Here is an 11,137-nt window from a genome sequence, read left to right on the forward strand (position 1 = left end):
CCGCTAAGGATTCCGGACCTTTCACAAGGACGCTGGACAGGGGGCGAGCATGGCGAATTTCTTCAACGTGGTGGGAAGCCAGACCATCACGGCAGGGAGTGAGAAGGACCAGTTCTTCGCCTTCACCCGGCTCGCCAATCTCGATACGGTGCGCCCCGATGCGGTGCTGGCGCAACTCGTCTGGAACTCCGCGATTCTCACCGGCAGCGGCGCCGCCTATCAACTGACGGCGAGCAACATCCAGATTTCCATGGACCTGCTGATGGGGGGCACCGGCACGGACGTCATCTACGGGTCCAACCTGTCCGACGCGATCTTCTACAATAATGGCGTGATCGCAGGCGGCTTCGGCAGCTTCGACAATATCGAGCAGTTCTGGCTGGGCGACGGCGACGACATCATCGACCTGACGGCGCATGGGGCGGGCGGGATCGACTATGCCAAGGACGTGCTGGTCCAGGCGGGCCTCGGCAATGATGTCATCATCGGCGGCGCGGGCAAGGATAATCTTCAGGGCGACGGCGGCAACGACATCATCTTCGGCTGGCGTGGCAGCGACACCATTTCCGGCGGAGCGGGCGACGACCTGCTCTATGGCGACGATCTGGGCTTCAACAACATTTCGGGCGACGACACCATCGACGGCGGCACGGGCAACGACATCCTCTATGGCGGGCGCGGCAGCGACAGGATGACCGGCGGCGACGATGACGACATCCTCTATGGCCAGGCCGGCGGCGATAATATGTCGGGCGGGTCGGGCAATGACATTCTCCATGGCGACGATGCCGACACCAACAGCAACGATACGCTGAACGGCGATGCCGGGAACGACCAGCTCTTTGGCGGCGCGGGCAGCGACGAGCTGTATGGCGGCACCGGCGACGACATGTTGGATGGCGGCAGCGGCAACGATTATATGCATGGCGGGGCAGGCAACGACACGATCCTCGCAGGTGCGGGCAATGACGTGATCGACGGCAGCGCGGACGTCGACACGCTCGTCTTCTCGGGCAACCGGATGGATTATGTCTTCACGCTCCAGACCGACGGCAGCTATGTCGCGGTCGACCAGCGTGCAGGCTCTCCGGAGGGCAGCAAGACAGTCCGCAACGTGGAATTTTTCCAGTTCGCGGACATGACGACGCCTTCCACCGCGCTGAACGCCCCTCCGGTCATCACCTCGAACGGCGGCGGCTCCAGCGCGGCGCTGGCGGTCGATGAGAACGGCACCGCCGTGACCACCGTCACCGCGACGGACCCCGACATGGGACAGACGGTCTCCTTCTCCATCGTGGGAGGCGCGGACGCGGCACTGTTCGCGATCGACGCGATGACGGGCGAATTGCGTTTCCTCACAGCGCCCAATTTCGAAAGCCCGGCCGATGCAGACCGCGATAATGTCTATCAACTGATCGTTGCCGCCAATGACGGCAATGGCGGCGTTGACACGCAGACGCTCTCCGTGACCGTGAACGATGTGCCGGACGGTTTTGCGCCGGTCATCACCTCCAATGGCGGCGGCGCAAGCGCGGCGATCACCGTCAACGAGAATGCGACGGCGGTGACCGGCGTGACCGCCACCGATGCCGACAGCCCGTCGATCGGCTTCGCCATCATCGGCGGAGCGGACGCCGCGCTCTTCGAAATCGATGCGGCAACCGGCGTCCTCCGCTTCAAGACCGCACCCGATTATGAAGCCGCCGCCGACGCCGATCACGACAATATCTACAATGTCGTGGTGCAGGCCAGCGACGGCACCAACAGCGACAGCCAGGCGCTGGCAGTCGCGGTCGCCAATCTCAACGACAATGCGCCGGTGCTGACCTCTTATGGCGGGGCGGCTTCCGTCGCCTTCTCCGTCGCGGAAAACAGCCTGCTTGCCGCCATCGTGCAGGCCAGCGACGCGGATGGCGCTGCGCTCAGCTACAGCATCAGCGGCGGCGCTGACGCGGCGTTGTTCACCATCGACCCGCAGACCGGCGCGCTGAGTTTCAGGACGGCTCCGGACTATGAAGCGCCGGACGACAGCAATGGCGACCGCCTCTACCATGTGATCGTCAGCGCGAGCGACGGCAGCAACAGCGTCTCGCAGACCCTGGCCATCGGCATTACCAATCTGAACGACAATGCGCCGGTCATCACCTCCAATGGCGGCGGCGCCTCGGCGTCGATCAGCATGGCGGAAAATGCCAGCGCCGTGACCGTGGTGACGGCCACCGATGCGGACGGCTCCGTCCCCGGTTTCGCCATTTCAGGGGGAGCGGACGCCGCGCTTTTCACCATCGATCCGGTGACCGGCGCGCTGTCCTTCATCAACCCGCCCGATTATGAGAACCGGCTCGATGCCGATGGCGACGGCGTCTATCAGGTGACGGTGCGCGCAACCGACGGCAGCAACGTCGATGATCAGCTTTTGTCCATCGCCATCACCGATGTCGCGGAAAACGGGAGGACGATCACCGGATCATCGGGCAACAACACGATCGGCCCCACGACCACCGTGCTTGCCTATCAGACGACTGCCCTCAACGACACCATCTACGCCCTTGCCGGCAATGACGTCATCGATGGCGGGGCGGGCGCCGACTATATGGATGGCGGCGCAGGCAACGACATCTTCTATGTCGACACCTGGTCGGACGACGGCTTTGCCGGCAATGACGATCAGGTGATCGAACTGGCGGGGGGCGGCAGCGATCTTGTCTATGCCTCCGTCAGCTATCGCCTTGCCGCCAATGTCGAAAAGCTGACGCTGACCGGCGCGGCGGCGATCAACGGCATGGGCAATGATCTGGCCAACACGATCACCGGCAATGACGCGGCGAACATTCTGTCGGGCGGAACGGGCGCGGACATTCTCTATGGCATGGGCGGCGGCGACACGCTGGATGGCGGTGACGATAACGACACCCTCTTCGGCGGCGACGGCAACGACATGCTGATCGGCGGGCTGGGCGACGACTATCTGGACGGCGGCACGGGCGCCGACAACATGGCCGGGGGTCTGGGCAATGACAGCTATATCGTCGACAGCTGGTCCGACGACGGCAACAGCGCCAATGACGACCTGATCGTCGAACTGGCGGGCGAGGGGACCGATCAGGTGAGCGCCTCGGTCAGCTATAAAATGGCGGCCGAGATCGAGAAGCTGGTTCTGACCGGCACGGACCCGATCGACGGCATCGGCAACGACATCGCCAACAGCATGACGGGCAATGGCGGCAATAACGGCCTCTGGGGCGGCCTGGGCAACGACACCCTGCTGGGCAATGGCGGCGACGACCGGCTCTATGGCGAGGACGGGCAGGACAGCCTGGACGGCGGCGCGGGCAACGACCTGCTGGACGGCGGGGCGGCCGGCGATACGCTGAAGGGCGGCGCGGGCAGCGACACGCTGATCGGCGGCGCGGGCAAGGACACGCTGACCGGCGGGACGGAGGCGGATGTCTTCCTGTTCAACCGCGGCGACACGACGCTCAACACGGCGAGCTATGACCGGATCACCGACTTCAAGGCGGGCGAGGGCGACCGCATCGACCTCGACTTCCTGAACGGCTCCCTGTCCGCCGTCGACTATGCCGAACGGACGATTGCCACCAACAGCTTCTCCGACGCGCTGGCTGCCGCGAATATGACCGCCGGGGTCAATCATGTGGCTTTCGTCGCCGGGTCGACGGACGGCTGGATATTCTACGACGCCAATGGCGACGGCGCATTCGAACAGAGCGTCCAGCTTGTCGGGGTCAACAGCCTGGCGGGGGTGGATTCGAGCAGTTTCTTCTAGAGCGCGCTGCGTTAAATCGGACGCAGGTCGCGCGCTTTTTTCTTCCCGTTCGCCCTGAGCCTGTCCAGGCCTGTCCTGAGCGCCTGCCTTGAAGGAACCTGCCAACGCTAATCGAACAAGCCATCCTGGACATTGGAGGGCGGATTGATTCCCAGATGCTTCCAGCCCGGCCCGTTGAGGCAGCGTCCCCGCGCAGTGCGGGCGATCAGGCCGAGCTGGATCAGATAAGGCTCGATCACTTCCTCGATCGTATCGCGCGCTTCGGAGAGGCCTGCCGCGAGCGTTTCCACTCCCACCGGCCCGCCGCGATAGATGTCAGCGATCATGGTCAGGTAACGTCGGTCCATCAGGTCGAGGCCGAGATGGTCGACATCCAGCCGGGTCAGCGCGGCATCGGCCACCTTCGCATCCACGGCCGGGGCGCCCGCCACATTGGCGAAGTCGCGCACCCGCCGCAGCAGCCGTCCGGCGATGCGCGGCGTGCCCCGGGAACGCCGGGCGATCTCCACCGCGCCGTCGGAAGTGATGGCAAGGTCCAGCAGCCGGGCCGCGCGGCGCACCACCAGTTCCAGCTCACCGACGGTATAGAATTGCAGCCGCACCGGAATGCCGAAGCGGTCGCGCAGGGGCGTCGTCAGCAAGCCCTGCCGCGTGGTCGCGCCGACCAGGGTGAAGGGCGGCAGGTCGATCCGCACAGACCGGGCGGAGGGGCCTTCCCCGATCATCAGGTCGAGCGCCCGGTCCTCCATGGCGGGGTAGAGTACTTCCTCGACCGCGGGGTTGAGCCGGTGGATCTCGTCCACGAAGAGGACGTCGCCCTCATCCAGATTGGTGAGCAGCGCGGCCAGATCGCCCGACTTGGCGATCACAGGGCCGGATGTGGCGCGGAACCCCACGCCCATTTCGCGGGCGACGATCTGCGCCAGCGTCGTCTTGCCAAGGCCGGGCGGGCCGAAGAACAGCACATGATCCAGCGCCTCGCCGCGGCCCCGGGCGGCCTCGATGAAGATACGCAGATTTTCCCGCGCCCCCTGCTGGCCGATGAATTCGGCAAGCGATTTGGGCCGCAGCGCGGCGTCGGCATCCTCGACCCGGCGGGTGGAGGAGATCAGGCGATCCTCGCTCATGCGCGACACTCACCCCAACCGTCATGCTGAACTCGTTTGACTTGCGCCGACCTTCGGTTCAGCATCCATCGTGCCGCTGGTTCGGATGGAGAGGCGATAAACCAAGGCCCGGAGCCAGGTCGATCCACCGCGGATTTTCGGACTCGATCAGATTGATCTTCCACTGCCGATGCCAGCGCTTGAGCTGCTTTTCCCGGTTGATAGCTTGTTCCATCGTTTCGCACATTTCGAAACGGACGAGACTGTGGACGGCATATCTCCCGGTGAAACCCGGGATGCCGTTCGTGCGGTGTTGATGCAGCCGCCCAGGCAGATTCGACGTCACCCCGATATACAGCGTGCCATAAGGCTGACTGGCCAGGATATAGACGCACGGTTCTTTCATCGTCTCCTCCCTTCGGTGCGAGAGGCCTGATGGATGCTGAACCGAAGGTCGGCGCAAGCCAAACGAGTTCAGCATGACGGGTGGGGAGGGGGAGGCGCATCATTTCGCCGCTTTCCTGAGCGCCAGGCGGACCAGCGCGTCCAGCGACGCGCCCTCGCCCAGTTCCTCTTCCGCCGCAGCGACGGCGGTGCTGGCTTCGGCGGGCTTGAAGCCCAGATTCTGCAGCGCGGAGATCGCATCGGCGCTGTGGCCGCCGGTCGGCAGCGGGGCGAACCCGCCGCCGATCCCGCCGGCCGGCGTGGGCACGGCGCCGATCTTGTCCTTCAGCTCATTGGCGATGCGCTGGGCCAGCTTGGGGCCGACGCCGTTGGCGCGGGCGATCATCGCCTTGTCGCCGGTCGCGACGGCGCGGTGCAGTTCCGCCGGTTCCAGCGCTGAAAGTATGGCCAGCGCCACGCGGGAACCCACGCCCTGCACACCGGTCAGCAGGCGGAACCAGTCGCGCTCCTCCGCCCGGGCGAAGCCGACGAGGCGGATCGCATCGTCCGACACCAGCATTTCGGTATGGACTGTCACCGCTTCCCCCACCGGCCCCAGCGCCGACAGGGTGCGGGAGGAGGCGCCGACCAGATAGCCGACGCCGCCCACATCGATGATGGCATGGTCCAGGCCCGTGCTGTCCAGCCGCCCTTTCAGTTTCGCGATCATGCGCCCCGCCCTTTGGTCATGGTCTGTTCTTTAGGGGCGTCTCCGGCAGGGCGCCAGCTAAAAACCGACGGAGCAAAGGCACCATTTGCCGGCCCGCGCGTAGAGCAGCCGGCTAGGGGCGAAGGAAGGAGCCATTTTTCATGTCGATTCAGGCGCCATTGCTGGGCCCCAAGGATTTCGAATTTCCCGCAATCATGCTGTCGGGCTATGTCGACCATGGCATGTATCTGCATTTCCGCAATTGCCTTTCGTCCGCGCCGCAGCAGGGGCTGGTGGTGGTGGAGATCGCCACCCTGGGCGGCGACCCGGAAATCGCCCGGATGATGGGGGAGGATATACGCTTCCATTCCGATCTCTATCCCGACCGGCGGCTGGTTTTCCTGGGCAAGACGGCGGTCTATTCGGCGGGCGTGACCTTCATGAGCTTCTTCGCGGCGGAAAACCGCTATCTGGCGCGGGGCACGCGGCTGATGATCCATGAGCGGATCATCACCCGGGACATCCATCTGGAAGGGCCGCTGTCGACCTGCATCGCCTCGCTCAAGGCGACGCTGCATGAGATAGAGGCGTCGATCGCGATCCAGAATGAGGGCTTTGCGAACCTGATCCTGGGATCGCAGGTTTCCATGGAGGAACTGCTGAACCGCGCGCCGGAAAACTGGTATCTGGAGGCGAACGAAGCGCAGGCGCTGGGGCTGATCGCGGCGGTGATATAAAGCGTCTTGTGCAGGGCGCGGATTATGCCTTTGATGCGCCCATGAACCGGCCCCGGATATTTCCCTGGCGTTATGGCATGTTCCTGGCCCTGCTGGCCAGCATGGCGCCGTTCGGCCTGGTGCTGCGCTGGCATGAGGCGGTGATGGCAGGGTTCGACCTGGCGGCGCTGGCGTTCATCCTGTCGGTCTGGCCGCTGCTGGATTCCGATGCGGACGCGATGCGGCGCAAGGCGGCGGATAATGACGCGAACCGGCAGTTGATGCTGCTGCTGACCGGGATCGTGTCGGTGGTGATCCTGGTCGCCGTCGGCGTGGCAGTCAGCCAGCATGGCGGGCCGAGCAAGGCGGCGGTCGCGCTGCTGCTGGCCACATTGGCGCTGGCCTGGCTGTTTTCCAATCTCGTCTATGCGATGCACTATGCGCATATCTTCTATCTGGGCGATGGCAAGGGCGGCGACAGCGGCGGGCTTGATTTTCCCGACATGCAGGAGCCGGGCTATTGGGATTTCCTCTATTTCGCCTTCACCTTGGGGATGACGTTCCAGACATCCGACGTGTCGGTGACCAGCCGGGGCATGCGGCAGGCGGCGCTGTTCCATTGCCTCGCGGCATTCCTGTTCAACCTGGGCATATTGGCGTTCACCATCAATGTGCTGGGCGGCATCTGAACCGACGGGTTTGAAGCGGACGTTCGGGATGTGGCCAGATGCGGACATTCCCCCCTTCCAACCTTCGGGGGTTGTTTACCAATTTCCGCTAGGGCCGCGGCATGAGCGACAAAGCCGATCCCTGTCCGAAGTCCGCCGTCAGCCACGGTGTTGGCGTGGCAGGGCTGGTCGGGCTGGGGCTTTGGACGCTGGTCGCGCGCCATTATGGGATGAACGGGCCGAATGCGGGTTTTGCCGCGGTCGTCGCCTGCGGCCTGCCGATGGTGTCGTGGTCGCTGCTGGTCGACAAGGTGCATCGCCGCGCATCGACGGGGATCGACTGGACCGCACCTGCGCGGCCGTGGCGGGCGGTGCTGGATGTCAGCATCGTCAAGATCGCCGGCCTGTGGGCGACCTGGCTTGCCATAGCGGTCTTCTATTGCATAGCCCGCTGGTACTGGAGCGGGGATTATCGCCTTTCCATGAATGTGCTGATGGGCGCGGCGCCCTGGCTGCTGGCGGCATCGGTGCCCTATGTGATCTGGCTGGACCGGCGGCTGGTCGAGCCCAGGGACGCAGGCTATGCCTTCGGTCAATGGGTGATCGGCAGGGCCGCCGGCGCTGCGGACAAGGCCGAGGTCGCCCATCATGCCCGGGCCTGGGCGGTGAAGGGCTTCTTCCTTGCCTTCATGCTGTCGATCGTGCCCGGCAATTTCGCCAGCGTGGTCGAATGGCGGATCGAGGATGCGGTCAGCCATCCGGTGGCTCTGGCAAGCTTCCTGATCGCGGTCATGTTCATGATCGACGTCTGCATGGCGACGGTCGGCTATATGCTGACCTGCAAGCCGCTGGATTCGCATATCCGCACCGCCAATCCGCTGCTGGCCGGGTGGGTGGCGGCGCTGATCTGCTATCCGCCCTTCGTGCTGATGGGCAATGGCGGCCCGCTCGATTATCATGCGGGCGGGGCGGAATGGGATGTCTGGACGCGGGGGCATGGCGTCCTGCAATGGCTGCTGGGCGGATGGCTGGTATTGCTGACGGCCATCTACGCCTGGGCGACGGTCGCCTTCGGGCTGCGCTTTTCCAACCTGACGCATCGGGGCATTCTGACGCACGGCCCCTATCGCTGGACGCGGCATCCTGCCTATCTGTCGAAGAATCTGTTCTGGTGGTTTTCAGCCCTGCCTTTTTTGAGCCTGTCAGGGAGTTTGACCGATGTGGTGCGGAACTGCGCGCTGCTGGGCGTGACCAACGCGGTCTATTATTGGCGCGCGAAGACCGAGGAAGCGCATTTGAGCGCCGATCCGGAATATCGGGCCTATAGCGAGTGGATGGCGCGCAATGGTGTAGTGCCGCGCTTTTTTGCGTGGGCAGCGGGGCGGAAGCCTTTGAGCGCGGTTCAGCCTGCCGAATAGCTGTTCGTTTCCTGCATTCGAAGGCCCGTCATGCTGAACGAGTTCAGCATGACGAATGGGGGATGCCGTCGCCCTCCAGCATCCCGCCAATCCCACCTAGAAGCTTTCTTCAGCGTAGATTTGGCTGAGGTCGCCCTTCCATTCCTCATGATAGCGGGCGAGGAGGCGTTCGGCATGGGTCCGGCCCGACGCCACAATCTCGTCCAGCGGGGCGAGGAAGCCGCTTTCATTGTCGCCCGACGCATTGAGCCGGGCGCGGGCGGAAAGGCCGCTACGGGCGATGTCGAGCACTTCGCCAGCGATGTCGCGCAGCTTGCGCTTGCCGCCGATGGGGGCATCCAGCGCCAGTTTCGGCACGGAATCGCGCAGAACCTGCCGTTCCTCCATGCTCCAGTCCTTGACCAGATCCCAGGCGGCGTCCAGCGCGCCTTCGTCATAGAGCAGGCCGACCCACAGCGCCGGCAGCGCGCAGATGCGGTTCCACGGCCCGCCGTCCGCGCCCCGCATTTCGAGGAAGCTCTTCATCCGCACCTCAGGGAAGGCGGTGGAGAGATGATCCTCCCAATCCTTCTCGGTCGGCTTCTCGCCGGGCAGGGCGGGCAGTTCGCCGTTCAGGAAATCGCGGAAGCTCTGGCCCGCCGCGTCGATATATCGGCCGTCGCGATAGACGAAATACATCGGCACATCGAGCGCATAGTCGGCATAGCGTTCATAGCCGAAGCCGTCCTCGAACACGAAGGGCAGCATGCCGGTGCGGCCGGGGTCGGTGTCCGACCAGATATGGCTGCGATAGGAGAGGAAGCCGTTGGGCTTGCCTTCGGTGAAGGGCGAATTGGCGAACAAGGCGGTCGCCAGAGGTTGCAGGGCCAGCGAGACGCGGAACTTCTTCACCATGTCCGCCTCGCTGCCATAGTCGAGGTTGGTCTGGATGGTGCAGGTGCGCAGCATCATGTCCAGGCCCATCGTGCCGACGCGCGGCATGTGGCGCAGCATGATGTCGTAGCGGCCCTTGGGCATGATGGGCAGTTCTTCGCGCGTCTTGTCCGGCCACATGCCCAGGCCCAGGAAACCCAGGCCCAGCATGTCGCCGACATATTTGACCTGTTCCAGGTGCCGGCTGGTCTCCGCGCAGGTCTGGTGCAGATTTTCCAGCGGCGCGCCCGACAGTTCGAGCTGCCCCGCCGGTTCCAGGCTGATGGTGCCGTCGGTGCCGGAGAGGGCGATGATATTCTCCCCCTCGAACACCGGGTTCCAGCCATAGCGGGTAAGGCCGATCAGCAACGTGTGGATGCCGCCGCGCTCATCATAGCTGGGCGCATGGAAATCCGCCTTGGCATAGACGAATTTCTCATGCTCCGTGCCGATGCGCCAGCGATCCTTGGGCTTGGCGCCCTTGGCGAAGGCCGCGATCAACTGGTCGCGGCTCTCGATGATGGGATCGGTCCCCCCTGAGTCGGTTCTGGTGCTCATGCCCCGCCTTAATCTTTCCCCCGGTTGCGTCAAAGCCGCAACGTTCGGCGCTCAAATAAGCTGCGTTGATGACGGCTTCAATCCGGTTGCGGAAGAAAACGATGTTGGGACACCCTTATCGCCAGTCCCCGTTGATCGTCATCCATGCAGTCGTGGCGGCGATGGCGGCGGTTTCGGCGCGCAGGATGCGGGGGCCGAGCGAGACGGCCACGGATTGGCGGTGCGCGCGGATCGCTTCGCGTTCGGCGGGGTCGAAGCCGCCCTCGGGACCGATCAGGAAGGCCGCGGGGCCGGGATGGGCCTTGAGCGTATCCGCCAGCGGTTCGCCGCCGGTCTCGTCCGCGAAGAAAAGCCAGCGATCCTCGCGCCAATCCCGAAGCAGCGCGTCAAGCTTCACCATCTCCCCAAGGTCGGGAAGCGCGGTGCGGCCGCATTGTTCGGCCGCCTCCACTAGATGGGCGTGCAGGCGATCCAGATTGAGCCGGTCCACCACGGCGCGGCGGGTAAGCACGGGCTGCAGCCGCGCCACCCCCAATTCGCAGGCCTTTTCCGCGATCAGGTCGATGCGGCCCTTCCTGATCGGCGCGCAGCAGAGCCAGAAATCGGGGACGTCCTCCGGCGGCCTGGTCTGGCTGACGACCTCCAGCACCAGGTCGCGCCGGCGGATGTCGCGGGCCCGGGCCGCCCATTCGCCCGAGCGGCCGTCGAACAGCAGGACGATGTCGTCCGGCTTCACCCGCATGACGCTGATGAGGTAATGGGCCGGGTTGCCGTCGACGGGCACGGAAACGCCCTCGCCGAGCAGGGTTTCGACATGGAGGCGCGGGGCGCTTTGCGGCGGCCAGGCGGGGGTTGCGGTCATTCGGTTCGAACTCCGTT

The 11,137-nt window shown here is 64.7% G+C and carries 9 protein-coding genes; 4 read left to right on the forward strand and 5 right to left on the reverse strand.

What is annotated here, in order from left to right; translation table 11 throughout:
- Positions 1 to 49 precede the first annotated feature (49 nt).
- Positions 50 to 3,787 carry a cadherin domain-containing protein gene (locus tag LDB29_RS17900; protein WP_257555134.1) on the forward strand — a complete coding sequence of 1,246 codons (3,738 nt, stop codon included), beginning with the start codon at positions 50 to 52 and terminating at the stop codon, positions 3,785 to 3,787.
- Between the two features lie 107 nt (positions 3,788 to 3,894).
- Here LDB29_RS17900 and ruvB read toward each other — a convergent pair whose 3' ends face one another.
- From ruvB to ruvA, 3 genes are all read right to left on the reverse strand, one after another.
- Positions 3,895 to 4,914, reverse strand: coding sequence for a Holliday junction branch migration DNA helicase RuvB (gene ruvB / locus LDB29_RS17905; RefSeq protein ID WP_257555136.1), 1,020 nt, complete (start codon positions 4,912 to 4,914; stop codon positions 3,895 to 3,897).
- A gap of 58 nt (positions 4,915 to 4,972) precedes the next feature.
- Positions 4,973 to 5,299, reverse strand: a complete 327-nt coding sequence (locus LDB29_RS17910; RefSeq protein ID WP_257555137.1) for a GIY-YIG nuclease family protein — start codon at positions 5,297 to 5,299, stop codon at positions 4,973 to 4,975.
- 99 nt (positions 5,300 to 5,398) lie between these two features.
- On the reverse strand, positions 5,399 to 6,007 hold the full coding sequence (gene ruvA, locus LDB29_RS17915) for a Holliday junction branch migration protein RuvA (RefSeq protein ID WP_044660449.1): 609 nt from the start codon (positions 6,005 to 6,007) through the stop codon (positions 5,399 to 5,401).
- A 140-nt stretch (positions 6,008 to 6,147) separates the two neighbouring features.
- On the opposite strand from ruvA, the gene LDB29_RS17920 reads away from it, so the two are divergent.
- The 3 genes from LDB29_RS17920 (at position 6,148) to LDB29_RS17930 (ending at position 8,788) form a co-directional block, all read left to right on the forward strand.
- On the forward strand, positions 6,148 to 6,723 hold the full coding sequence (locus LDB29_RS17920; RefSeq protein ID WP_025550553.1) for a peptidase S14: 576 nt from the start codon (positions 6,148 to 6,150) through the stop codon (positions 6,721 to 6,723).
- Positions 6,724 to 6,764: 41 nt separating this feature from the next.
- Positions 6,765 to 7,391: a DUF1345 domain-containing protein gene (locus LDB29_RS17925; RefSeq protein WP_048577246.1), complete on the forward strand. Its 627-nt coding sequence runs from the start codon at positions 6,765 to 6,767 to the stop codon at positions 7,389 to 7,391.
- A gap of 101 nt (positions 7,392 to 7,492) precedes the next feature.
- Positions 7,493 to 8,788, forward strand: a complete 1,296-nt coding sequence (locus tag LDB29_RS17930; protein ID WP_257555140.1) for an isoprenylcysteine carboxylmethyltransferase family protein — start codon at positions 7,493 to 7,495, stop codon at positions 8,786 to 8,788.
- Positions 8,789 to 8,884: 96 nt separating this feature from the next.
- Here the strand turns inward: LDB29_RS17930 and LDB29_RS17935 are convergent, their stop codons facing one another.
- Positions 8,885 to 10,258 carry a glutamate--cysteine ligase gene (locus LDB29_RS17935; RefSeq protein WP_103000972.1) on the reverse strand — a complete coding sequence of 458 codons (1,374 nt, stop codon included), beginning with the start codon at positions 10,256 to 10,258 and terminating at the stop codon, positions 8,885 to 8,887.
- Positions 10,259 to 10,373: 115 nt separating this feature from the next.
- The gene (locus LDB29_RS17940; RefSeq protein ID WP_257555143.1) at positions 10,374 to 11,120 is read right to left on the reverse strand and encodes a 16S rRNA (uracil(1498)-N(3))-methyltransferase; all 747 of its coding nucleotides are present in this window, start codon (positions 11,118 to 11,120) and stop codon (positions 10,374 to 10,376) included.
- Positions 11,121 to 11,137: the final 17 nt, after the last annotated feature.

It is taken from the genome of Sphingobium sp. CFD-2 (assembly GCF_024611135.1).
Classification (GTDB): Bacteria; Pseudomonadota; Alphaproteobacteria; order Sphingomonadales; family Sphingomonadaceae; genus Sphingobium; species Sphingobium fuliginis.